The sequence below is a fragment of the Acinetobacter sp. AOR41_HL genome, assembly GCF_027854645.1.
Classification (GTDB): Bacteria; Pseudomonadota; Gammaproteobacteria; order Pseudomonadales; family Moraxellaceae; genus Acinetobacter; species Acinetobacter nosocomialis.
The window spans coordinates 15,893-40,793 of sequence record NZ_JAKTHZ010000019.1 but is presented as its reverse complement, the minus strand read 5'-3'; the positions used below and the strand labels follow the sequence as shown (position 1 = coordinate 40,793).

The window sequence follows — 24,901 nt, the reverse complement described above, 5'->3', positions numbered from 1 at the left end:
CTCAAGCTTTATTTAATAAAATCAATAGTTTTAAAATTTTTTAAAAAGTTGGCACTGTTTTTGTTATGCCCATACGGGAAAACTTTATCCGATGTGGGGAATGCTTGTGAAAAATATCAAAACTTTAGTTCTAGCAATGACTACTATTAGCCTAACAGGTGTAGTTATGCCAGCCCATGCAGCTACTGACGCAGAAGTAGATGCTTTACGCAAAGAGGTTGGTGAGTTAAAACAACTTGTGCAGCAATTATCAAATCAGCAAAAAACAGCATCAGCAGTAAATACTCCAACAGTTTCACAAACGACAACCGTAGCTAGCTCACCAGCTCCTCAGAGCAAACCAGGTTGGATGCAAATGCCTGATGGACAAACTCAAGTTAAGCTTTATGGAAATGTACGAGTAGATGCCACTTATGACTTTAAAGGTTCAAATGGAAGCATTTCAAATGCAGCCAACTATCCTTTAAACAAAGATGATCCAAGACAGGACTCGCTAAATGTATCTGCAGCAACTACACGTATTGGTTTAGATATCACACGACCTACGCAATATGGCGATTTAACTGGAAAAATTGAAGCCGACTTTATGGCCGGTAATGGTGACAATGGTAGTGGAACTTTCCGGGTACGCCATGCCTATATGTCTTTAGGTAAATGGTTAGCAGGTCAAACCACTTCACCCTTTGTAAATACGGACACATCCCCAGAAACATTAGACTTTACTGGCGCAGTCGGTACAGGAACAACACGTACAGTACAAGTTCGTTATACACAGCCTATTGATGCACAACAAAAAATATTATTTGCTTTAGAAGGTGGTGATGTTGAAAAAGTAGGAAATGTGGCGGGTGGAAGCCGCTTCCCTGCTCTAACCACTCGATATGATTTTAAAACTGCTGATAATAAAGGCTTATTACAACTTCATGGACTTGTTCATGAAAACCGAGTAGCACCTAAGGATAGTGCATCTGAAGAAAAATTTGGTTGGGGTGTCGGCATAGGTGGAAAATATAATATTACCCCTCAAGATAGTGTAGTTGCCAACTATTATCATGTTAAAGGTGATGGACGCTATTTGTCTTATAGCAACTCTGCCTATGCATACGACACGGCTGCTCAAGACATCCAATTAGGTGAATTTGATAGCGCAGTGATCGGCTATCAACGTAAATGGAATCCAATATTACGCTCTACTTTCGCAATTGGCGGAGTCCAATATAAAGATGACAACACATACGCAAATAGTAATTTGAATAATACCAGTTATAACAAGGAAATTTATAATGCACTGGTAAACCTAATCTGGAACCCTGTTAAGAATATTGACTTAGGTGCAGAATATACTTATGGCCAGCGCAAAACATTTGGAGATGATAAAGGCGATTACTCACGCATAAATTTATTAGCAAAATATAATTTCTAAAAACTTAGCAATAAAAAAGAGCCTTTATAGGCTCTTTTTTATTGCTGTATTTAATGCATTGCCTGAATTTTCTGCAAGAAAAGTTTAGCACGCTCATGACGAGCTTCTAAATTATCAAAAAATTCATTGGTTGGACAATCTTCAAGAATTTTACCTTCATCCATGAAAATTAAACGGTTAGATACGCGTTTAGCAAAGCCCATTTCATGGGTAACACACATCATGGTCATACCTTCATGAGCAAGTTGCACCATAACTTCAAGCACTTCACCTACCATTTCAGGGTCTAGTGCGGAAGTAGGCTCATCAAACAACATACAGACTGGGTCCATAGATAAACCGCGAGCAATTGCAACACGTTGCTGCTGGCCACCAGAGAGTTGTCCTGGAAATTTATCTTTATGAGCAAGTAACCCAACTCGTTCTAAATACTTAAGCCCCTTTTCACGCGCTTCGGCAACTGAACGTTTTAATACCTTCACTTGAGCAATGGTTAAATTTTCCAAAACAGTCATGTGCGGAAAAAGTTCAAAATGCTGGAACACCATTCCTACACGAGAACGGAATTTCGCCAGATCAGTTTTCGGATCTTTTAATGAAACCCCGTCAACAATAATGTCACCTTGCTGAAATGGTTCTAAAGCATTTACAGTTTTAATGAGCGTTGATTTTCCTGAACCAGATGGCCCACAAACAACAACGACATCACCTTTTTCAATACTCGTCGTGCAATCTGTTAAAACCTGAAAATCACCATACCATTTAGAGATATGTTGGATGTCTATCATTGGCATTTAAAATCTCCAATTAGCGAATGATGGCAATTTTTTTCTGTAAACGTTTGACTAATTGCGATAGCACAAACGAGCTACAGAAATACACCACAGCGACGATTAAGTAGAATGTTGCTTTCGTTTCAGGGCCATATGTATTAGCCAATGTATCTGCACGACCTAAGAAGTCCGGAGCACTAATAACATAAACTAATGACACGTCCTGAAACAGAATAATAGTTTGAGTGAGTAATACTGGGAGCATATTACGGAAGGCCTGCGGTAACACTACATAACGCATAGATTGCCCATAGGTAAACCCTAAAGCGTAGCCTGCATTGACCTGACCTTTTGAAATAGACTGAATACCGGAACGTACAATTTCCGAGAAAAATGCAGCTTCAAAAATAGCAAAGGTTACAACACTCGAAAATAATGGTCCCCAATAAGTATCTGATTGAAACTCAAATATTTTTGGTAACAAAAAATAGAAAATAAAGATGACCTGAATTAATGGAATACCACGAAATAGATCTACATAGAACTTTGCAAAGTTACTTGCCATGGTGCTGTTAGATAAACGCATCATTGCTAATGGAGTTCCAATCAGGATCCCCCCCATCATCGCAAGCACCGTTACCGTAAGCGTGAAGATAAAACCTTCTTTTAATGCAGCAATAACATCAGGGTTATGTAGTAGAGAAAAATCCATAATTATTTTCCTCCCGAACCTAAACCTGGTACAGCCATACGTTTTTCAATCCATGCCATCACAAATTTAATGGTGTAGGTAATGATTAAATAAACCGGCGTAGACAGAATAAGAATGATAATGTCCTGAGAAGTTTCTTCTCGCATGGTTTTGGTGTAAGCAAAGAAGTTCAAAACACTTAATGCATATAGAACAGCCGAGTTCTTGAAAACGTTCATTGCTTCTGAAGTAATGGTTGGCCATACCGTACGATATGCAACTGGTAAAATCACATAACGATAACTTTGCGCTGTTGTAAAACCCATTGCCGAAGCTGCAAATTTTTGTCCACGAGAAACCGTGTTAATCCCCGCTCTTACATGCTCAGAAACACGTGCTGCGGTATATAGACCCAAAGCAAAAACGCCAATAACAGCAGGATGATGATTTAAAATATTTTTCCACCAGCCACCTGCTACGACGTCCCCACTTCCGGCACTTAAACTATCTGGTAAGAACTCCGGGAATACAAAAGCCCAGAAGAATAACTGTACAATTAAAGGAATATTACGGAATATTTCGACATAACAGTTGCCGATAAAAGCAAGCGGTTTATTGGGTAAAGTACGAATTACCCCGAGGAGAGAACCTAATAAAAATGCGATAAGAAAGGCTACAACGGCAGTCCATACCATAGTAAAGACACCAGAACCTAACATTTGTAACCATGTGGGCGCCTCAGAATAAGCATTGTAGCTAGAGCTACCAATGACTTTACAAACTGATTCTGCCCATGCGGCTTTATCGACACCATATTCATTAGACTCCGCACAGAATATAGTCCAGTTTAGCGAGCCGACTGACATGTTTGCCCCTTAAATGAATATCTTAGAAAATAGACCACTTGTGCAAATGAAGTTTTACACTTGCACAAGTAAATTTAGGACAAAAGGATCTGGTTAGATTCCTGCATCTGTTGGGTGAGCTTTAAGTTTTTTGTAAGATGAACTTGGTTGCATGTTCAAATTAGTATTTTTTGGTGGGATTGGCGATAAGAACCATTTCTTATATAAAGCGTCCATTTGACCAGTTTTCCATAAATTATTTACGGTACGGTCGGCAATTGCTTTAAATTTTGGATCATCTTTTGCAATCATGATGCCATAAGGTTCTGATGAAAGTACTGGCCCTACAATTGCGAACGCTTTTGGTGTAGATGACTTAGCAATTAGTCCAGCTAAGATATTGTCATCCATAACAAATGCTGCGGCACGACCAGATGCCATCATGGCAAACGAGTCAGAATGGTCTTTACCATAAATGTTTTGTACATTAAGTGACTGACCTTTTTCATTCATTTTAATGTACTTGTCTGATGTTGTACCTTGAGTCGTAACGACCGCTTTACCATTTAAATCAGCTAGACTCTTGATACCAGAGTTGGCTTTAACAGCCATACGCACTTCTGTTGCATAGTAGTTTGTTGAAAAACCAACTTGCTGCTGACGTTGTTTAGAGTTTGTGGTTGTACCACATTCCATATCAATATTGCCGGCTAAAAGCTCAGGAATACGTGTTGATGAAGTTACTGCCTTGTATTCAACTTTTAAACCAGGCATTTTCAATTCTTTTTTAATATCATTTGCGAACTGGTTACAAATGTCGACTGCATAACCTACCGGTTTACCTCCAACAACGTATGAAATCGGGTCGGATGATTCTCGGTGACCAATAACGATTTTTCCAGTACTTTTAATTTTAGCTAATGTATCTGCTGCCTGAATTTGAGAAGTAGCACCAACCGTACAAAGCATAATTGTTGAAACAATGAGAGAGGTTGCAGAACGTTTCATAAGAACTCCTTGATGATCATTCTCTCTATTTGTCTACAGAATGATTCTTATAGAGAAATAGAGCGATTTATTATTAAATTGCAATTATCGAGCCAACTTTTCCAAGCAGGACTCCATCCATTTGCTTCACTTATTATTCATCTGTTTCGCAGAATTAATACCTTTAAAACTGCTCACATGTTTCTACTTTAATCTATGTTTTAATCTTCTGTCTATTATTAAGCTCATCTATTTACACTTAAATGTGGCAAATATTGATTACAATGTAAACATATGCACAATAAAGTCGCTTAAATTTTTCTAAAAACTGTTTTTAGAAAAAGATTATTTTTTAATAAAAAGAAAAAGCAAACTTATTAAATAGTTAGAGCAACGTAGATTAATTTTCTCAAAAAGAAGATAAATCATCAAAATAATATTTATAAATGTTTTAATAAAATCCATTTATAAAATTGATAGTAATATTTTTTACAATTAAAAAGTTTTTAGAAATATAAAAAAGGCCCGATTTATTTCGAGCCTTTTTATAAAACCTATAAATTAAATGCCTCGCCAATCAACGCGGGCATTTCTTTCAGTTTGATAGATTCTTAAAACATATTGTCCAAGTGGCAAATCAAGTAAACTTTTTTGATAATTGCTCCACTCTGGAGACACCTCTTCATCCTCTTCGGGTTCCCATGGCGTACCTTTTATTTCTAATAAAGGTGCAAGCATAGAACATACTGAAATATCAGCGAGGCTTAATCGGTCTCCAACCATATAACGTCCTTGGTTTTCAATAAGGTACTGATTCAGCTCACTGATGAGTTCATCCATACGCTCTTTTGACTGACTCACAACCTCTTCTTCAAGCTTATAGTTCTTTTTTACTAAAGTTTTGAGGAAAGGTTTTGATATTTTTTCAAACTGACGCAAGTAACCTTGTTCGCCCATCATAATCTCGAGAGCATGGTCGCCATGGGCTAAAGTATGCGCTAGTGCCCAACGACGTACATGCACACCCAGTTCATCTGCCAAACTATCAATCTTAAGTGTTTGCTGCCTAAGTTGCTCATCACGGCGTAAAAGTGCATGTTCTGGATAAGTATCATCCAGATAAAGCGCAATTTTAGTTGATTCAGCAATCCAGCGATGGTCATCTTTCAAAATCGGCAATAAGTTTTGCCCTGTTTTTAGTTGTGCAAAAGCACGATGAAAGCCAGGAATCAAATTATGTGCAACGTAATCAAGTTCTTTATGGTCTAACAACCAGCGAGCTTTTTCACAATAATGAGATAAAGGAAACTGATACAAAACCCGCATAAAATCTCCACGTTTATTTTTATTTGACTATTCGTACAAAAATCGTCTTCGGTAAATAGATACTTTAGAAGCTATTTTTAATGAAAACAATGGATATTGTGCTCATTTTTCACTGACAGTTAGGTCTATATTTTTTATATCTTTTTTTACCGTACTTATAGCTCTTTTTCATATTAAAAAGGCTTTAGTAATTCATTTTGCAAATAAAAATTATAATTCTTTGATTTTTAATATGTTTCTATATCTCTATTTATCTATTAAAAATCAAAAAAAGTGCTTTGCATTTTTATTCATAAGCTGAGCATAAGTCTTCGTTTAGTGGAAAAATATTTCTTTTGTAAGGTAATGACAGCAATACAAGGTGTCATTATGTCTAATTCTCTATCTAAAACGACGGCATACGTCCAAGTCATTCAAAATGATCAACAAGCGATTAATGCTGCTTATCAAGTGGCTGATTTTGCTTTAGAGGGTCGTAATACACGTGATCAACAACGCCAACTTCCTTATGAGCAAATTGAAAGTTTTAGCCAAAAAGGTTTAGGTGGAATTCGCATTGCAAAAAAATATGGCGGTGCATTTGTTTCCAATAAAACACTGGCACAAGTTTTCCGTATTTTAAGTAAAGGCGATGCAAATGTTGGTCAAATTCCACAAAATCAGATTAGCCTGTTGAACCTGATTGAAATCATGGGTACAGAACAACAAAAACAATTTATCTTTTCAGAAATATTAGCTGGCAAACGTCTTGCCAACGGTGGTCCAGAGCGTAATACACATGACTCAAAAACACTAAAAACTACCCTTACCATTGAAAATGGAAAATATATTTTAAACGGTGAAAAGTTTTATTCGACAGGAACAAGCTTTGCGCATTGGCTCGCAATTAAAGCGGTTCATCATGAAGGTCATGTTGTTTTAGTGATTGTTAACCGAGATGCTCAAGGCATTGAAGTGATTAATGACTGGAATGGGTTTGGTCAGCGTACTACAGCGAGTGGTACGGTTAAATTAAATAAAGTTGAAGTTAATCCTGAACTTATTTTTGATGAACGTTTATTGACGCAAACTCCAACCTATCGCGGTGCGTATTCACAGCTATTACAAGTGGCAATTGATGTCGGTATTGCGGAAGCTGCTTTTGAAGATACGTTATCGACTATACACAAAGCACGCCCAATTATTGATGCAAATGTTGAAAAAGCCAGCTTTGAACATTACACACTGCAAGAAGTGGGTAAGTTAAATATTTTACTCGACGCAGCAATTTTACTGCTTGATGAAGCTGCTGAATATTTAGATGAACTTGACCAACTTGAAAATGTGACTGATGAACAAGTAGCTAAAGCTTCAATTTTGGTTGCTGAAGCAAAAGTCTACGCCAATGATGCAGCTCTACAAATCTCTGAAAAACTACTAGAGCTAGGTGGTAGCCGTTCGAGCTTAAGCCAACACAATTTAGATCAACATTGGCGAAATGCCCGTGTACATACCTTACACGACCCTGTTCGCTGGAAATTACATGCCATTGGCAATTATTACCTTAATGGTCATTTCCCTGCCCGCCATGCCTGGATTTAAGGAGCAATTGTCATGACTTCATATCAATCGGTTCAAACCAAACAAACATCGGCATCTGGTCAAGCACATATTATTCAAAATGATGCTGAAGCTTTAGAAGTCGCCAAACAATTTGCCGAACAATTTAAAAAAACCGCAGTTGAGCGAGACGCTAAACGAATTTTACCGTATACCGAAATTGATGCATTGAGCCAGTCTGGACTTTGGGCAATTACAGTGCCAAAGCAATATGGCGGTGCTGAAGTTTCAAGCCATACCGTTGCCAAAGTAATTGCGCTTTTAAGTGGTGCCGATGGTTCAATCGGACAAATTCCACAAAACCATTTCTATGCATTAGAAGTGTTACGTAATACAGGCACAGAAGCTCAAAAACAACGTTTATACGGCGAAGTTTTAAATGGCACTCGCTTTGGTAATGCACTTGCTGAGTTTAAAACCAAAACTTCAACCCATAAACAAACCAATATTCGTCCCCATGAAAATGGATATCTCATTCAGGGTGAAAAGTTTTACTGCACAGGAAGTTTATTTGCTCACCGTATTCCAACCTTAGTTTTAGATGATGCAGGCCGAGAATATCTAGCGTTTGTAAAAAGTGGTTCACAAGGATTAAAACTTGTTGATGACTAGTCTGGTTTTGGACAAAAAACCACAGGCAGCGGAACGGTTAAATTTGATCAGGTTTTTGTAGATGCAGATGATGTCATTCCTTTTGATACTGCATTTTTACAACCAACATTAGTCGGCCCTTTTGCCCAAATCATGCATGCATCGATTGAGGTAGGTATTGCACGTGCGGCCTTTGAAGAAAGTTTGCAAAGAGTGCATCAAGCCCGCCCATGGATTGATTCAAATGTAGAAACTGCAAACCAAGATCCTTTAACGATTTATGAGCTAGGACGCATTGCTGTCGATGTACGAGCAAGTGAAGTGTTATTAAAACAGGCAGCTCAATCAATTGATGCCGCAAAAATTGAAACCACACCTGAAAGCATTGCTAAAGCATCCATCGATGTTGCCAAAGTACGTGCTCATAGTACCGATATCGCACTCAAAGCATCGTCTAAGCTGATTGAACTTGCAGGAAGCCGTGGTAGTCAGTCGCAAGATGGTCTAGATCGCTTTTGGCGAAATGCACGCGTACATACCTTACACGATGCTGCACGATGGAAATATTACTTTATTGGGAACTATGTTCTTAACGGTGTTCTACCACCTCGTCGGGGGACATTGTAATGGCAGACTTTAAAGCAAAAGAAATTCTACTAAATGCCTTTGACATGAACTGTGTTGGTCATATCAATCATGGCTTATGGACACATCCACGTGATGAATCACATCGTTTTAACGAATTGAGCTACTGGACAGAACAAGCCAAAACCTTAGAAAGTGGTTTATTTGACGGTTTGTTTATCGCCGATATTACAGGTGTGTATGACGTCTATCAAAATGGTATTGATCTCACTTTAAAAGAGTCCATTCAGCTTCCGAGCCATGACCCATCTACACTTATTTCAGCTATGGCGGCAGTTACTCAAAACTTAAGTTTTGGGGTCACTGTGAACTTAAGCTATGAGCATCCATATCAATTTGCCCGCCGCTTTGCGAGTCTCGACCATTTAACTCAAGGTCGTATTGGCTGGAATATCGTGACAGGTTATTTAGATAGTGCTGAACGCTTAATTGGTCAAAAAGGTTTAAAAGACCATGATGCTCGCTATGAACAAGCCGAAGAATTTTTAGAGCTCTGTTATAAATATTGGGAAGGGTCATGGGAAAACGACGCAGTTAAAAAAGATAAAGCACGGCGTGTTTTTACAGACCCATCTAAGGTGCATACCATTCACCACCATGGAAAGTATTACCAGAGTGAAGGTGTGTTTCAGGTGTCTCCTTCTGTACAACGCACTCCAACCCTATTTCAAGCAGGTGCTTCACCTAAAGGTATGCAGTTTGCGACTCGTCATGCTGAGTGTGTATTTATTGGCGGCGACAAACCCGAAAAAATACGTGAACAAGTGAAAAAGATTCGTGCTCTTGCAGAACAGCAAGGCCGTTCAGCGGATGACATTAAAGTCTTTGTCGGTATAACCGTTGTTGTTGCCGACACACATGATCTGGCTGTACAGAAACTTAATGAATATCGTCAGTACGCAAGTCCTGAAGCAGGCTTAGCGCATTATGCGAGTTCAACAGGCATTGACTTAAGTAAATTTGCTGACGATGAAGCGATCCCTTACCAAAAAAGTAACAGCATTGTTTCGATTACCGAAAAGTTTAAAGAACAGCAAATCACAAAAAATGACTTAAAAGCTCAGCATGTTTTAGGTGGTCGTTATCCCCTTATCGTAGGTAGTGGCGAAGAGGTTGCTGAATACTTAATTCATCTTTTAGATGAGACTGATATTGATGGCTTTAATTTGACACGTACTGTTGCACCTGAGTCTCACCATGACTTTATTCGCTTGGTCATTCCAGAGCTACAACAACGTGGTCGCTATAAAACTGCATATAAAGCGGGTTCACTACGGAACAAAATTTTTAATCGGGGTGATCAATTACCAGAACACCACCCTGTTCAAGCGTTCCGATGTATTCCCTATAACAACAGCAAAAACTTAACAACAATTGAAGAAATAACTGCTTAAATTTGGAGATAGACATGGCTCAAACAGCCTCAAAAAAATGGCTAGGCGTAGGCCTAGTCGTTGTAGTCCTTTTTGTTGCTTTATTCTTATGGAATAAACATCGTCAAAGTGGCTCAAATGAACTTGTGATTGGCATTAGTCCACCATTTGCAAAACCTTTACAAGCTGCTGCCGATGAAGCAAAAAAACAAGGTTTAAATGTAAAACTGGTTGAGTTTTCTGACTGGAATACCCCAAACATTACCTTAAATCATGGGGATATTGATGCGAACTTTTTCCAGCATCAACCTTTCTTAGACAATGCAATTAAAGAAACTGGCTTTAAATTAAAGGCATTTGCAGTAGGTGCAGCGTCACATGTGGGACTTTATTCAAAGAAGTATAAAAGCTTAGAGGAATTGCCACAAAACGCACGCGTAGTCATCCCAAATGATCCGGTGAATCAAGGTCGTGCGCTACTACTTTTACAGCAAGCTAAATTAATTACGCTTAAAGATTCAAACAATCATTTATCTGCACTCAAAGATGTTGTTTCAAACCCTAAAAACTTGCAATTCATTGAGGTTGAAGGGCCACAGACTGCCCGTGCGATTGATGATGTTGACTTGGCTTTTGGCTATCCACATTACTTACGCTTAGCAAAAACAGCTGATCCTAATAGTGCACTTTTACTTGATGACAATACCAATAAGCGTTATGCCATTTTGTTTGTAGTGCGTGATGACTATCAAGATAAGGGCGACAAATTAAAGAAATTTGTTGAGATCTATCAAAACTCGCCAAAAGTTAAAGCTGTTTTAGACGCTGAGATTGGGCCAAAACTTTGGTTCCCTGGCTGGAAGTAATAACGGAAAGATTATGGCGATTCAGTTCAAACAGCATAAGTCTTGGTTACTCGGAATTACGATTTTAATCGTAGTTCTGGGCCTCGTCGGTTATCGTTATATTAAAAATAAACAAACCGATGATGTTTTAACGATTGGTATTAGCCCGCCTTATGCTGAGCTATTACAAAGCGTTGCCAATGAAGTAGAAAAGCAAGGCGTTCATGTCAAGCTTGTTGAATTTTCTGATTGGCGGGCACCAAACGTTGCCGTACAAAACGGTGATATTGATGCAAACTTTTTCCAGCAAAGCGTATTTCTACGTAATGCTGTTAAAGAAACGGGCTATGACTTACATGCATATGGTGTGGGCTCAGGAAGTCATGTCGGTTTATATTCAAAAAAATATAAATCACTTGAAGAATTACCTTCAAAAGCACGTGTAGTTATTCCAAATGATCCAGTCAATTTAGCTCGTGCTTTAATTTTATTGCACCGTGCAGGTTTAATTCAGCTTAAAGATATAAATAATGAGCTCTCAACAACCCAAGACATTATTGCAAATCCTAAACAGCTGAGCTTTGTTGAAGTTGAAGGCCCTCAAACCGCACATGCATATAATGATGTCGATTTAATTTTCGGCTTCCCCCACTACTTAAAAATGGCAAAGGTAACCGACCCACATAGCGCATTATTTTTAGATCCAATCGATAAAAAATATGCAATTTTGTTTGTGACCCGTCGCGATTACCAAGACAAAAACCAAAAACTTGCAACCTTTGTTAAAGCATTCCAGAACTCAAAACAAGCACAAGACATTCTGGATAAAGACTTTGGTAAAGGTTTGTGGTTTCAAGGCTGGAAATAAGGAGAATGGCAATGGTGAGTTTTGGATCACAAGTTGATTTTTCTCTACCTCATATCAAAATTCGTGGTTTAAATAAGTTTTACCAATCTCAAGGTCAAAAACTGCATGCGTTAAAAGAAATTAACCTTGATATTCCACAAGGTAAGATTTTAGGCATTATTGGTAAAAGTGGTGCGGGAAAATCTTCCCTACTCCGCACTTTAAATGGCTTAGAACAAGTAAATACAGGTAGTATTCATATTCATCAACAAAACATTGCTGAATTGAGTCATGCCGAACTCATCCAAACCCGCCAGCGTATTGGAATGATTTTTCAACATTTCAATTTGATGTCTGCAAAAACAGTTTGGGAAAATGTGGCATTGCCCTTGAAAGTTTCCAATTATAACAAAGCAGATATCAATGAGCGTGTAAATGAAGTTCTGGCTTTAGTGGGACTATCAGATAAGTCTGGCTACTACCCATCACAACTTTCGGGCGGACAAAAGCAGCGTGTCGGTATTGCACGTGCACTTGTTCACCACCCTGAAATTTTACTATGTGACGAGGCGACCTCAGCACTCGACCCTGAAAGTACTGCCACTATTTTGGCTTTACTTAAAAAGATTAATCAGGAACTAGGCCTCACCATTGTATTAATTACTCACGAAATGCAAGTGATTCGAGAAATTTGTGATCAGGTGGTAGTGATTGATCAAGGTGAGATTGTAGAGGCTGGACAAGTTTGGTCGGTATTTTCACGACCAGAACAACAAATTACTCAAGAGTTACTGAACCTTGAACAGATTACTCTACCTTTTAAAATCAGTCCTCTACCCGATGAAAATTCGACTCATATAATCCTAAAACTGAAATATGAGGCGGAAGCACATCAGGTTCTGGATATTCAAGAACTCCTTGCTAGATTTAAAGCACCAGTCAATTTATATCAAAGTCAGGTGGATACCATTCAAGGACATATTATTGGCTCGCTTTTAATGGGTATTCCCAACGTAGAAATTGATCTTTCATCTATACAACAAGATGCATTAACAGCACATGCACAATTTGAGGTACTTGGCTATGCAAGACCAGCTCATTGATTTATTAATTACTGGAACTGTAGATACCTTGCTTATGGTAGGCGCATCTGCATTCATTGCCTTTTTAATTGGCTTACCTATAGCTGTTATTTTAGTCAGCACTTCTGAACATGGCATTCACCCGTCGCAAAAGATTAATCAGTCTTTGGGTTGGGTTATCAATATCACTCGTTCAGTACCTTTTCTTATTTTAATGGTTGCACTTATTCCGCTTACTCGCTGGATTGTGGGTACAAGTTATGGCGTATGGGCAGCGGTGGTTCCCTTAACGATTGCGGCTATTCCATTTTTTGCGCGTATTGCAGAAGTCAGCTTACGTGAAGTCGATCAAGGCTTAATTGAAGCAGCACAAGCCATGGGTTGTAACCGTAAACAAATTATTTGGCATGTACTTTTACCAGAGGCTTTACCGGGTATTGTGGCAGGCTTTACCGTGACTATTGTGACTATGATTAACTCATCTGCGATTGCTGGTGCTATTGGTGCAGGTGGTTGAGGAGACATTGCTTATCGATATGGTTATCAACGTTTTGATATGCAAATTATGTTGGCTGTAATTTTAGTGCTCATTGTTTTAGTCATGTTAGTACAAGCGACTGGCGATGCATTAGCCCAGCAACTTGATAAACGTAAAGTTTAAAAGCAATACACCCCTGCTCTAGCCATGACTTTGTCATGGCTTTCATGTAAAATCAGCGACAATTTTTAATTTACACATTTGTGAGTGGTTTTCATGGGTTTTAATTGCGGTATTGTTGGTCTGCCAAACGTAGGGAAATCTACACTTTTCAATGCATTAACGAAAGCAGCGATTGCAGCGGAAAACTTCCCTTTCTGTACCATTGAACCAAACACAGGTATTGTTCCTGTACCAGATCCACGTTTAGACAAACTTGCTGCGATTGTTAAACCACAGCGTATTTTGCCAACTACAATGGAATTTGTGGACATTGCAGGTCTTGTTGCTGGTGCCTCAAAAGGTGAAGGTTTGGGTAACCAGTTCCTTGCTAACATTCGTGAAACTGATGCGATTGCTCACGTTGTACGTTGTTTCGAAGATGAAAACGTCATTCACGTAAATGGCAAAATTGATCCGTTAGACGACATCGCAACTATTAATACTGAACTTGCACTTGCAGACCTTGAAACTGTTGCTAAAGCAATATTACGCTTAACTAAAGTAGCTAAAGGCGGTGACAAAGAAGCTGTAGCAACTAAAGCAGTTTTAGAAAAAATTCAACCGTTGCTTGACGAAGGTAAACCAGCTCGTGCAGCTGATTTATCTGATGACGAGCGTAAATTAGTTCGTGGTTTTGGTTTAATGACTTTAAAACCAACTATGTATATTGCAAACGTTGCAGAAGATGGTTTTGAAAACAACCCACACTTAGAAGCAGTTAAAAAACTTGCGGCTGAAGAAAACGCTATCGTTGTTCCTCTTTGCAACCAGATTGAAGCTGAAATTTCATTATTAGAAGATGAAGATCGTGCTGAGTTCTTAGAAGCAATGGGTATGGAAGAACCTGGCTTAAACGTGGTTATTCGTGCAGGTTATGCGCTTTTAGGTTTACAAACTTATTTCACTGCTGGTGTACAAGAAGTACGTGCTTGGACAGTAAAAGTTGGTGCAACCGCTCCTCAAGCAGCTGGTGTGATTCATACCGACTTTGAAAAAGGCTTTATCCGTGCTGAAGTTGTTGCATACGATGACTTTGTACAATACAACGGTGAGAACGGCGCTAAAGAAGCTGGTAAATGGCGTTTAGAAGGTAAAACTTACGTTGTTCAAGACGGTGATGTAATGCACTTCCGTTTTAACGTTTAAGTTAAAGCTAAAAAAAGCCCCAACATATTGGGGCTTTTTTTATATTTAATGACCTAAATCCATCGCCTCTCGTTTACTACGGGCCTCTTGTAGAATACGCGCATGCAAAGGCTTTCTAAAACCTAGCATAAATATAAATTCTGCCAATACAAATAATGGCCCTATCGCAAGTCCTATTACATCATCAACAAAAGCAGGTTTTTTCTTTTCAAAATAATGACCTATAAACTGAAACACCCATCCCACTACAAAGAAGCCAATACTTGCTGCCAACCATTGTTTTAAAGGAAGCTCGGCAATTTGGCTGGCTAATGGATACACAGCTACCAATATCATGAGCATGATTAAGCCAAAAACTTTATCTAAAAATAAATAGTAAACTGTACTAGCTACAATCAGCACCATAGCTAAAGTAACTTTAAAATTACCAATATCGATTCCAGCTTTCGCAGTTAAACATAAAATTGAAAACACGATGAGTGGAATACCGATAAAGTGCGTCAAAATATTTTGATGGTTTAAATGATAAGCCGCATATTGGCTCAGTTTCTGTTCCAGATTTGACATGAGTAATTCCCTATTCACCTAACTATAGTCATACTGTACAAATAAGGAAAATTTAAAGTTGTCAGCTATTTGACAAAGTAATGAATTTTTTCATGGATGGGCTGATATTGGATCTTATTTATATTAACCGATTAAAAGAAAACACATGGTTTAGTGTGCTTCCGGAAGCATTCCAAAAGTTTATTCTAGAACATGGCAAGCAAATTACTTTTGAGAAAAACAGCTATGTTTTCCACGCTAAAGATAAGTTTAATGGGATCTATACCGTCCTTGAAGGCTCAATTAGTTTAGGTTATGTCGATGTAAATGGTAATGAAGCACTTTCTGCAATTGCTGAGCCGATTATGTGGTTCGGTGAAATATCTTTAATTGACCATGAACCACGTTCGCACGATGCGATTGCTTTGAAAAAAAGTACAGTTCTACATATTCCTGCAAAACCATTAAATGAGCTACTCAAGGACAATCCGTATTATTGGTATTATTTTGCGCGCTTAACCAGTCAAAAGCTCAGATATGTTTTTTTAGAACAGATTGCCATACAAACACGCAGTCTTTCTCAAAGACTTGCTCAACGTCTTTTATTTATTGTAGAGGGTTACGGCAATCATCTTATTGTCCAAGAAAGACAAATTCATATTTCTCAAGACCAATTAGCTAATATGCTAACCGTCTCAAGACAAACCATTAATCATGAATTAAACCTTTTAGAAAAACAAAATATTATTAAAATTTCGTTTAGAAAAATTGAGATTTTAGATATGGAAAAATTAAATTTAATTGCAAAATCGCATACTTAAAGGTGCTATATAATAAAAACTTAAAATTAAATTAAAAAATCAGATAACACTGCAAAATAAAACATTGTTCAAACTCTATTTCACAAAATAAGTATTCCAAAACAGAAATTTTCATCTTACACTCAAACTGAGCAATAATACTCAACAAGGCGCTGATTAACATGAAAAAATTATCAACAATTCTTACAGCTGGCGTATTGGGAATGTTAAGTGTTTCGGCATTTGCATGTCCAAAAGGAACTCAACTCCAAGGAGGAACTGGACCACATCATAAAGGCGGTAAATGTGTTGCTGTAAGCGGCAAGACTACTGCTCAAAAAGCAAAAAAAGAAGCTGAAAAAACAAAAACAGATGTTAAAAAAGATATGAATGAGCAGAAACATGCTGCAATGACTAGCGCCACTCACGCTAAACAAGAAGCAAATCAAGCTACTCATCAAATGAAACAAGATGCTGTAAAAACTGCGAACACTGCTAAAACCGCAACAAAACCATAATTAATATTGATTAATTTATGGATACAAAAAGGCGAGATTTAAAATCTCGCTTTTTTTTATATGTAGTCTCTTTATTTCGGAGATGTATTTCCTAAATTAGGATTATCAATCGCGTCCTTACATTGCTGCTTATCACGCTCATAATCAGCCTGTTTTTGAGCAACAGAATTTGCATTTTCCACAGTTTCTCTCGCCCACACATCTAAACTGGTTAAGGCTTTGCGGCAAAGCGCATATTTTCCTTCAGTGACCGAATCCGTCATTTTCACATTAATACGCCAATCCGTACTGAGCTGACGCAGTGGTTTACGAACTTTATCATTTATCTGACTAAGCTGTTTTCCATAGACTAAAGGATCAACCGTATTAATGAGTGTCCATGCTTTGTTTGCATAGGCCGTTGCATCATTGGTTAATTTCGGCGCTGGTTTAATTTCAACTTTTTTATCCGTGCTCTGATTTCCATTATCACAGCCTTGCAATATAAATACGCTCGCACTCAGGATGGCGATATAAACTAAACGAGTTTTTGACTTGAACATATCAAACTGCCGAATTAAACATTTCGGCACTATGCTATTAAATTCGGCTACAATACTCAATCTTTCAAGTTTTTATAATTGGTTTACTGCCAAGGTGTCTTGTGTCAAATCAACAACAGATGGCTGCTCAAACAACAACTTTTTGGCAGGGTGCCAAAGATAGTCAAGCCATCGTACTTACTTATTTACCGGTTTCTTTTGCCTTTGGCGTTTCTGCATCCCAATTTGGTTTTAGCCCGTGGGAAGCATTTTTTCTTTCATGTTCAATGTATGCAGGTGCTAGCCAATTTTTAGTGGTGGCTCTTTTAGCAAGCGGCTCCTCTATTTGGCTAACTGCCCTAACGGTTATTGCTCTTGATATTCGCCATGTACTTTATGGTCCAGCACTGTATAACCTAATTCCAAATAAATTGAACTTAAAAAAGACGGCTGTTTGGGCTTGGGGCCTTACAGATGAGGTTTTTGCGAGTGGAATGATTCAGCTTTCACAGCGCAAACAGCAATGGTCTGAATCTTGGATGTTAGGCTTAAGTCTGTTCAGCTGGATGTCTTGGGCTAGTGGTTCATTGTTAGGTGGGCTATTTGCAGATCAAGTCGCTCACCTTCCAAAGTTTTTACAAGCAGCTTTAGACTTCTTATTACCTGCTTTATTTTTAAGTTTTTTACTCGCGGCTTTTGAACGTAAACATACTTTAGTCGTCGGTGTATCCTTAGTCGTTTCAGCCTTGGCCTGTTATTGGATTAACTTATCTGCTGCTATTTTTATTGGTATTTTTTCAGGCATTTTAGCAGGTCTATTTAAACATTATGTGCTGAAACAGTTTGATGAGGTTGAAGCCTAATATGAACTTAGAAATTATTTTGGTCGGTATTATTGTTGGTATTGCTAATTTTGCTTCCCGCTTCGGACCATTTTTTGTTATACAGAAACTACAAGGTACTCATCAAAAACGTGGAGCTGTCTGGATAAAAATTGCTTTAGGAAGTATTGGTATATCTGCAATTAGTGCAATGCTTGTGGTTGCCACCCTGCCACCACTTCTTAAAAATCCAGATAAAAGTTTAGCAATGCTCATCGGCTTTCTGGTTTTAGCAGGTCTTTATTTTAAATTTAAGAAAATTGTTCCTGCGACGTTAACTGCTGCACTCGTTTATGGCTTGATCTACACTTATTTACCTTTATAAATAGATAAACTTATCAACCTTATATAATATATAAATGCTAGAAGTGATTAAAAATAATGACTTCTCGCATGAAAAACTCATTTTTGAAATTTATTAAAAGATAACACCATCTAGCGATTAGAGATAAAAATGTCACAAGTTAAAATTTATGCAAATGAACAAACGATCATGCAATATCGAGAAATGCTTTCTCATGCGATTCATCAAGCGCTCATTGAAGAGTTGAAATACCCAATCGAGAAAAGATTTCAAAGGTTTATTAGCCTTAAACCAGAAAACTTTATCTATCCTTCAGATCGAAGCCAGCACTACGTTATTATTGAACTTTCAATGTTTACTGGCCGAAGCAGCGAAGCCAAGAAAAGATTAATCCAAACTTTATTTCGTAATATTGAACAGTATTGCCGAATTAATCCTCAAGACATTGAAATCACAATTTTCGAAACCCCTAAAGAAAATTGGGGTATTCGTGGTCAAAACGCAGATGAATTACGTTTAAATTATCAAGTTAACGTTTAAAAACGACTTACCTCATTGTCTGACAAAATTCATCTTTTTATGCGTTATAAGGCTTAACTCCACCATAAGTTCTGCTATGCTTAAAAAAATAATTTTGTCAGGATGATTCGCATGAGCGTGACACTCGGTACCCCACTTCAATCTTCTGCATTTAAAGTTTTATTGTTAGGTTCAGGAGAGCTTGGCAAAGAAGTTGTAATTTCCCTACAACGCCTTGGTGTCGAAGTACATGCAGCCGACCGTTATGATCACGCACCAGCTATGCAAGTTGCACATTTTTCTTATGTGTTAAACATGGCTGATCCAACTCAATTAAAACAGCTCATTGAAAAAGTTAAACCGAATTTAATTGTTCCAGAAATTGAAGCGATTGCGACAGAAATTTTGCTTGAGATTGAAGCTAACCAAACAGCAACTGTCATTCCTTCTGCTAAAGCTGTAAACCTCACCATGAACCGTGAAGGTATTCGCCGTCTTGCGGCTGAAGAGCTTGGTTTACCTACTTCTGCTTATCGTTTTGCTGACTCTTTAGAAAGTTTCCGCGCAGCTTGTGATGATATTGGTTATCCGAACTTTGTAAAACCAGTCATGTCATCTTCAGGTAAAGGTCAGTCTCGCGTAAAAAGTTTCGATGAAGTCGACGCGGCTTGGGAATATGCAATGCAAGGTGGTCGTGTTAACCAAGGCACTGTCATTATTGAATCTCAAATTGATTTTGATTTTGAAATTACCTTACTTACCGTTCGTGCTAAAAACCCTGAAACCGGTGAAATTGAAACTCACTACTGTGACCCAATTGGTCACCGCCAAGATGCAGGCGACTATGTAGAAAGCTGGCAACCACAACCAATGACACCTGCTGCACTTGAAGAAGCAAAACGTATTGCAAATAAAGTGACAACAGCACTTGGTGGCTGTGGTATTTTTGGTGTAGAACTGTTTATCAAGGGTGATAAAGTTTGGTTCAGTGAAGTTTCCCCTCGTCCACACGACACAGGACTTGTAACTTTAGCGTCTCAGTATCAAAGTGAATTTGAATTACATGCCCGTGCCATTTTAGGTTTACCTGTAAACACAGCACGTCACAGTGTTGCCGCAAGTGCCGTAATTTATGCTGGAGTTGATGCTAATAATTTAAGTTATAGCAATCTGAATGTAGCCTTAGCTCACCCAGATACTGACTTACGTTTATTTGGCAAACCTGAAGGTTTCAAACGTCGCCGTATGGGTGTGGCAACGGCTCGTGCTGAAAATACTGATCTTGCCCGTACTTTAGCGAAAGAAACCGCTGATCAAGTAAGCGTTCAAACAAATTCTTAATTTTTACTTATTGGTAGACCCATTTTCATGATCAATACATCGCCATTGTTGAACTATGTCTCAAGTCATCATGATATTAAAGCCATTAATCAGTGGCGAACGGATGTAGAAAAACAGTTGCAAGATTCATATGAAAATGGGCAATCTATTCGTGAAATTATTAAAGCTCGTTCAGATTTAGTTGATGAAGCACTGATCTTTTTATGGAAACATGCTGAACTTGATCAGACTGAATTGGGTCTTTTTGCTGTAGGTGGTTATGGGCGCCGTGAAATGCTGCCCTATTCCGACGTCGATATCATGATCCTATCAGAACATGAAATTAACGAAGAAAATGAAAAACGCATCTCTACTTTTATTTCTTCTTTATGGGATGTGGGAAACTTTAAACCCGGCATTAGCGTTCGTACCATTCAAAGCTGTGTTGAACAAGCCGCTACCGATTTAACCGTTGCAACTACACTCATTGAAGCACGTTTAATAACAGGTAATACTCAACTTGCAAGATGGCCTCGCCGCATTGTTTCACAGACATGGACAGATAAAACCTTTTATGACGCAAAAATGGCAGAACAAGCCAAGCGTTACCACCAACACAACAATACTGAAAGTAATTTAGAACCTGACATTAAAAATGCACCAGGTGGTATTCGTGATATTAACCAGATTGGTTGGATTGCTAAACGCCACTTCCGTGTAAACCGTATTTATGACTTAGTACATTTAGGCTTTATTTCAGAATTTGAATTGGGTGTTTTAGAAGAAGCAGAAAGTTTTCTTTGGGAAATCCGTCACCACTTACACCGTTTAGCCAAACGTGATGAAAACCGTTTGCTTTTCGATCACCAAAGGGAAATTGCCGCTAAATTTGGATATGTGCGCCAAGAAGGCCAACCTGTCAATTACGGCGTTGAGCAGTTCATGAAACGTTATTATCGTACGGCACAACAGGTTTCAACACTGAATGAAATGTTGCTGGCATATTTTAGCGAATCGGTGATTACCCCTCGACTCCCCAACTATGAACGCAAAATTGAAGTTGTAAACGATCATTTTAAAATTGTCGATAATAAACTTGCCGTACAACATCATAAAATATTTGCAGAACATCCAAGTGCGATTTTAGAGTTGTTCTATATTTTAGCGAATCGACCAGATATCGAAGGTATTCGTGCTCGAACTTTGCGCTTACTTATTCTTGCAGCAAAAAGAATTAACCAAAGTTACCGTAATAACCCAGAAAACCAAGCACTGTTTATGTCGATTATTCGCTCACCGTATCGTCTATACGATACCTTAGTTGCGATGAAACGTTATGGTGTTTTAGGAAACTATATTCCTGCTTTTGGGCAAATTATGGGTCTTATGCAATATGACCTATTCCATATCTATACGGTCGATGCTCACACCTTATTACTACTACGTAATTTAAATCGTTTTAGAGAACCTGAATTTGCCAAAGAGTTCCCTGTGGTAAGCTCAGTTTTCCAACGTCTTGCCCGTCAAGATATTGTCTTTATTGCTGCATTATTCCATGACATTGCAAAAGGCCGTGGTGGTGACCATAGTGAACTTGGTGCAGAAGATGCAATCGAGTTTGGACGTGCACATGGCTTTACAGAGCGTGAATGCAAATTAATTGCATGGCTGATTCAAAACCATTTACTCATGTCACTCACGGCTCAGAAAAAAGATATTTCTGATCCGGATGTCGTGAAAGATTTTGCAGAAAAACTTGGTGATATGGAGCATCTTGATTATCTCTATACTTTGACGGTTGCCGATATTAATGCGACAAATCCAAAACTTTGGAATACATGGCGCGCATCACTTATGCGTCAGCTTTATACCCATGCCCGTGATGTAATCCGTACTGGTTTAGGTCGTCCTGTTGACTATCAAATGCTGATTGAAGACACTAAGTTTGCAGCAAGTGAATTACTGGTAAATAACTTTGCATTAGCTGATGTCGAAAAAGTATGGCAAGAACTTGGTGATGAATACTTCATTAAAGAGTCAGCAGACGAAATTGCATGGCACACACAAGCAATTTTAAAACATGGTGATAATCCGGAGCCATTAGTCCTCTTGCGTGCCCACCGTAAAGCAGCTCAGGATGCTGTGCAAATCTTTATTTATACACGCGATCAACCTAATCTCTTTGCCACAACCGTTGCTGTTTTAGACCGAATGAACCTAGACGTTCAGGACGCAAAAATTATCACGGCAAGTACAGCATTTAGCTTAGACACTTATGTTGTACTCGATCGTTTCGGTACATTACTTACCGACCCAGAACGCGAAGAAACTGTTAAAAATGCATTAGTGAAGGCACTTAGCCAACCAGACCAATACCCTGGGCTAATGCAACGCCGTATTCCACGTCAATTACGTCACTTCGATATTGAAAATACAGTCGACGTTACATTGAATGAAGCTCTACAGCAAAACATGGTCGAAATTTCAACACTTGACCATCCTGGCCTACTTGCACGTGTAGGTGGTTTATTTATGATGCAAGGTTTAGACATCCATTCAGCCCGAATCGCAACTTTAGGTGAACGTGCCGAAGATATTTTCTTTGTCACCAAAAAAGATGGAAAACCGCTGAATAACGAAGAGGTCAAACTCTTCTCGGAAAAACTGAAAGCTGCATTAGATGAAGCATCTAATCAAATTTGTCAGCACTGAAACTCAACTACTTGGTAACTGTTTAATGAACTCTAGCTTGTCGTTATTACATCCGTATCCATTTGAAAAGTTAAACCAACTTTTTAAGGATACTACTCCTGCTAACCTTCCCTTGATTCCACTATCAATTGGTGAACCTAAGCATCCAGCACCAGAGTTTGTTAAACAGGCTATTATTGATAACTTTAATCATCTATCCACTTATCCAAACAGCAAAGGCTTACCTGAGCTTCGCCAAAGTATTGCAGAGTGGTTAACTAAGCGCTTTAAACTTAATAGTATTAGTGCTGAAAACCATATTTTGCCTGTATCTGGTACACGTGAAGGTATTTTCTCTTTTGTTCAAGCTTTGATTAACCGTGAAGATGCACCCTATGTGGTGATGCCAAATCCGTTTTATCAAATTTATGAAGGTGCTGCTTTACTCGCAGGTGCTAAGCCATACTTTATTAATTGCACAGAAGAAAATGGTTATTTAGGTGACTTTGACGCAGTACCAGCAGAGGTTTGGGAAAAGACAGCGCTTCTTTTTGTATGTACACCGGGCAACCCAACAGGTACTGTACTTTCTAAAGAGCAATTTAAAAAGCTGATTGCCCTATCTGATCAATATAATTTTGTTATTGCTTCTGATGAATGCTATTCAGAACTTTGGTTTGACCAAGCCCCTACAGGTTTATTAGAAGTTTGTGCTGAACTTGGCCGTGATGACTACAAAAACTGTATCGTCTTCCATTCACTTTCAAAACGCTCAAATTTACCGGGCATGCGTTCAGGTTTTGTAGCTGGTGATGCTGATTTGTTAAAACCATATTTGCAATACCGTACCTATCACGGTGCAGCAATGCCCGTACAACATCAGCTTGCTTCAATTGCTGCATGGAATGATGAAAATCATGTTGAAGAAAACCGTAAGCAATATCGTGCAAAATTTGACTTATTCCAATCTGAACTAGGCCATTTGCTTCCATTACAAAAACCTGATGCTGGTTTTTACTATTGGCTAAAAGTTGATAATGATGAAACTTTTGCCAAGATGCTCATGGAAAAAGCACACATTAAAGTTTTACCGGGTCGTTATTTATCTCGTGACACTGAACAAGGTAACCCAGGAGCCAACCATGTACGTATGGCTTTAGTGGCAGACTTGGCACAATGTGAAGAAGTGGTTAAACGTTTAAAAGCGATTCTGTAAGCTTCTTCTTACTTAGTTGTACAGCCTTTACTCAGGTTGTACAACTAGGCTATAAAGCTATTTATATGTAATCAAAAGCACAGCAAAAATAATAAAAGCAATACTAGAACAATAGTATAAACCTGTCGCAGAGCGCTTAATTTTGTCTAAAACCCGCCCCTGAGCAAGTAATCCAATCAGCAGAATATTCCAACCAAGAACAACTCCAACCATCCATACACTCATGAGCAGTTTTTGAATTAAGCTAAACTTATATTGTATAAGCAGCATCAAACTACTATAAAACATAATATTTTTAGGATTTAGAAGACTAGACTGCACACCTAACATTAAACTTTTAATTTTGTTTTTCTTAAGGTTGGCTTGATCACTTAAATTATTGTCTTCAGATGAAAAAGATAAAACACTAGATCTGGCTGCCTTAAAGCAAAGAACACTCAAATAAACTAAATAAGCTGCACCAAGCCATTTCAATAATGTAAGAATGCTACTGCTCAAATCTCCAAGCAGCATAAAACCAAATAAACATGCAGCTAAAATTAAAGCATTTCCGAAAGTAATGCCCAAAACAACACCATAGGTATAACGGCGCCCTTTTTGCAAAAGACTAGTGAGAATTAAAAAGAAATCCGGACCCGGTGATAACAGTGCCAAAAAATGAGTAAATGCAATAACTAAAAAAACTTCCATAACGGCTTCATCTATAAAACAG

At 38.3% G+C, this 24,901-nt stretch carries 23 protein-coding genes and 2 pseudogenes; 17 read left to right on the top strand and 8 right to left on the bottom strand.

Annotation, left to right across the window (positions count from 1 at the left end; genetic code table 11):
* Positions 1-106: 106 nt before the first annotated feature.
* Positions 107-1,423 (top strand): DcaP family trimeric outer membrane transporter, encoded by a 1,317-nt coding sequence (locus MKL35_RS05940; RefSeq protein WP_199983314.1) that lies wholly within the window; start codon positions 107-109, stop codon positions 1,421-1,423.
* A gap of 50 nt (positions 1,424-1,473) precedes the next feature.
* Here the strand turns inward: MKL35_RS05940 and MKL35_RS05935 are convergent, their stop codons facing one another.
* From MKL35_RS05935 to MKL35_RS05915, 5 genes are all read right to left on the bottom strand, one after another.
* Positions 1,474-2,217 carry an amino acid ABC transporter ATP-binding protein gene (locus MKL35_RS05935; protein WP_002049786.1) on the bottom strand — a complete coding sequence of 248 codons (744 nt, stop codon included), beginning with the start codon at positions 2,215-2,217 and terminating at the stop codon, positions 1,474-1,476.
* A gap of 13 nt (positions 2,218-2,230) precedes the next feature.
* On the bottom strand, positions 2,231-2,908 hold the full coding sequence (locus MKL35_RS05930; RefSeq protein WP_032011963.1) for an amino acid ABC transporter permease: 678 nt from the start codon (positions 2,906-2,908) through the stop codon (positions 2,231-2,233).
* 2 nt (positions 2,909-2,910) lie between these two features.
* Positions 2,911-3,753: an amino acid ABC transporter permease gene (locus tag MKL35_RS05925; RefSeq protein ID WP_004709206.1), complete on the bottom strand. Its 843-nt coding sequence runs from the start codon at positions 3,751-3,753 to the stop codon at positions 2,911-2,913.
* A gap of 93 nt (positions 3,754-3,846) precedes the next feature.
* A complete protein-coding gene (locus MKL35_RS05920; RefSeq protein WP_004709208.1) occupies positions 3,847-4,740 on the bottom strand; it encodes an amino acid ABC transporter substrate-binding protein in 894 nt (297 codons plus the stop codon).
* Between the two features lie 540 nt (positions 4,741-5,280).
* The gene (locus MKL35_RS05915; RefSeq protein WP_004709210.1) at positions 5,281-6,045 is read right to left on the bottom strand and encodes a glutathione S-transferase family protein; all 765 of its coding nucleotides are present in this window, start codon (positions 6,043-6,045) and stop codon (positions 5,281-5,283) included.
* Positions 6,046-6,390: 345 nt separating this feature from the next.
* Here MKL35_RS05915 and MKL35_RS05910 point away from each other — a divergent pair, with 345 nt between their 5' ends.
* The 8 genes and pseudogenes from MKL35_RS05910 (at position 6,391) to ychF (ending at position 14,873) form a co-directional block, all read left to right on the top strand.
* Positions 6,391-7,626 carry an SfnB family sulfur acquisition oxidoreductase gene (locus MKL35_RS05910; RefSeq protein ID WP_106479500.1) on the top strand — a complete coding sequence of 412 codons (1,236 nt, stop codon included), beginning with the start codon at positions 6,391-6,393 and terminating at the stop codon, positions 7,624-7,626.
* Between the two features lie 12 nt (positions 7,627-7,638).
* Positions 7,639-8,862, top strand: a pseudogene (locus MKL35_RS05905) (SfnB family sulfur acquisition oxidoreductase).
* Positions 8,862-10,274: an LLM class flavin-dependent oxidoreductase gene (locus MKL35_RS05900; protein ID WP_032011960.1), complete on the top strand. Its 1,413-nt coding sequence runs from the start codon at positions 8,862-8,864 to the stop codon at positions 10,272-10,274. Before MKL35_RS05905 ends, MKL35_RS05900 begins: the two are co-directional and overlap by 1 nt.
* Positions 10,275-10,288: 14 nt before the next feature.
* The gene (locus tag MKL35_RS05895) at positions 10,289-11,119 is read left to right on the top strand and encodes a MetQ/NlpA family ABC transporter substrate-binding protein (RefSeq protein ID WP_002050216.1); all 831 of its coding nucleotides are present in this window, start codon (positions 10,289-10,291) and stop codon (positions 11,117-11,119) included.
* A 13-nt stretch (positions 11,120-11,132) separates the two neighbouring features.
* Positions 11,133-11,966 (top strand): MetQ/NlpA family ABC transporter substrate-binding protein, encoded by an 834-nt coding sequence (locus MKL35_RS05890; protein WP_032011959.1) that lies wholly within the window; start codon positions 11,133-11,135, stop codon positions 11,964-11,966.
* A gap of 5 nt (positions 11,967-11,971) precedes the next feature.
* Entirely contained in the window at positions 11,972-13,048 is a 1,077-nt protein-coding gene (locus MKL35_RS05885) for a methionine ABC transporter ATP-binding protein (RefSeq protein ID WP_081404494.1), read from the top strand.
* Positions 13,029-13,688: pseudogene (locus tag MKL35_RS05880) on the top strand (methionine ABC transporter permease). The gene MKL35_RS05885 and the pseudogene MKL35_RS05880 overlap by 20 nt, the downstream one beginning before the upstream one ends.
* Before the next feature lie 93 nt (positions 13,689-13,781).
* Positions 13,782-14,873: a redox-regulated ATPase YchF gene (gene ychF / locus MKL35_RS05875; protein ID WP_002050104.1), complete on the top strand. Its 1,092-nt coding sequence runs from the start codon at positions 13,782-13,784 to the stop codon at positions 14,871-14,873.
* Between the two features lie 45 nt (positions 14,874-14,918).
* Here the strand turns inward: ychF and MKL35_RS05870 are convergent, their stop codons facing one another.
* Positions 14,919-15,440, bottom strand: coding sequence for an Mpo1 family 2-hydroxy fatty acid dioxygenase (locus MKL35_RS05870; RefSeq protein WP_004709226.1), 522 nt, complete (start codon positions 15,438-15,440; stop codon positions 14,919-14,921).
* A 92-nt stretch (positions 15,441-15,532) separates the two neighbouring features.
* Here MKL35_RS05870 and MKL35_RS05865 point away from each other — a divergent pair, with 92 nt between their 5' ends.
* Together MKL35_RS05865 and MKL35_RS05860 are read left to right on the top strand one after the other, a co-directional pair.
* The gene (locus MKL35_RS05865; protein WP_032011957.1) at positions 15,533-16,240 is read left to right on the top strand and encodes a Crp/Fnr family transcriptional regulator; all 708 of its coding nucleotides are present in this window, start codon (positions 15,533-15,535) and stop codon (positions 16,238-16,240) included.
* Between the two features lie 161 nt (positions 16,241-16,401).
* A complete protein-coding gene (locus MKL35_RS05860; RefSeq protein ID WP_032011956.1) occupies positions 16,402-16,737 on the top strand; it encodes a hypothetical protein in 336 nt (111 codons plus the stop codon).
* A gap of 71 nt (positions 16,738-16,808) precedes the next feature.
* Here MKL35_RS05860 and MKL35_RS05855 read toward each other — a convergent pair whose 3' ends face one another.
* Positions 16,809-17,279, bottom strand: coding sequence for a hypothetical protein (locus MKL35_RS05855; protein ID WP_002050258.1), 471 nt, complete (start codon positions 17,277-17,279; stop codon positions 16,809-16,811).
* A gap of 119 nt (positions 17,280-17,398) precedes the next feature.
* Between MKL35_RS05855 and MKL35_RS05850 the strand changes: the two genes are divergently transcribed.
* The 6 genes from MKL35_RS05850 to dapC all read left to right on the top strand — a co-directional run bounded on the left by MKL35_RS05850 (position 17,399) and on the right by dapC (position 24,189).
* Entirely contained in the window at positions 17,399-18,121 is a 723-nt protein-coding gene (locus MKL35_RS05850; RefSeq protein ID WP_081404493.1) for an AzlC family ABC transporter permease, read from the top strand.
* A gap of 1 nt (position 18,122) precedes the next feature.
* Positions 18,123-18,464, top strand: a complete 342-nt coding sequence (ygaH, locus tag MKL35_RS05845; RefSeq protein WP_004709233.1) for an L-valine transporter subunit YgaH — start codon at positions 18,123-18,125, stop codon at positions 18,462-18,464.
* 129 nt (positions 18,465-18,593) lie between these two features.
* A complete protein-coding gene (locus tag MKL35_RS05840; RefSeq protein ID WP_032011954.1) occupies positions 18,594-18,983 on the top strand; it encodes a tautomerase family protein in 390 nt (129 codons plus the stop codon).
* Positions 18,984-19,085: 102 nt separating this feature from the next.
* Positions 19,086-20,303, top strand: a complete 1,218-nt coding sequence (gene purT, locus MKL35_RS05835; RefSeq protein ID WP_106479501.1) for a formate-dependent phosphoribosylglycinamide formyltransferase — start codon at positions 19,086-19,088, stop codon at positions 20,301-20,303.
* A gap of 27 nt (positions 20,304-20,330) precedes the next feature.
* On the top strand, positions 20,331-22,994 hold the full coding sequence (gene glnD / locus MKL35_RS05830; protein ID WP_004709237.1) for a [protein-PII] uridylyltransferase: 2,664 nt from the start codon (positions 20,331-20,333) through the stop codon (positions 22,992-22,994).
* A 25-nt stretch (positions 22,995-23,019) separates the two neighbouring features.
* Positions 23,020-24,189 (top strand): succinyldiaminopimelate transaminase, encoded by a 1,170-nt coding sequence (gene dapC, locus MKL35_RS05825; protein ID WP_006580992.1) that lies wholly within the window; start codon positions 23,020-23,022, stop codon positions 24,187-24,189.
* Positions 24,190-24,246: 57 nt separating this feature from the next.
* Here the strand turns inward: dapC and MKL35_RS05820 are convergent, their stop codons facing one another.
* Positions 24,247-24,879, bottom strand: a complete 633-nt coding sequence (locus tag MKL35_RS05820) for a LysE family translocator (protein WP_004709240.1) — start codon at positions 24,877-24,879, stop codon at positions 24,247-24,249.
* Between the last annotated feature and the right edge of the window lie 22 nt (positions 24,880-24,901).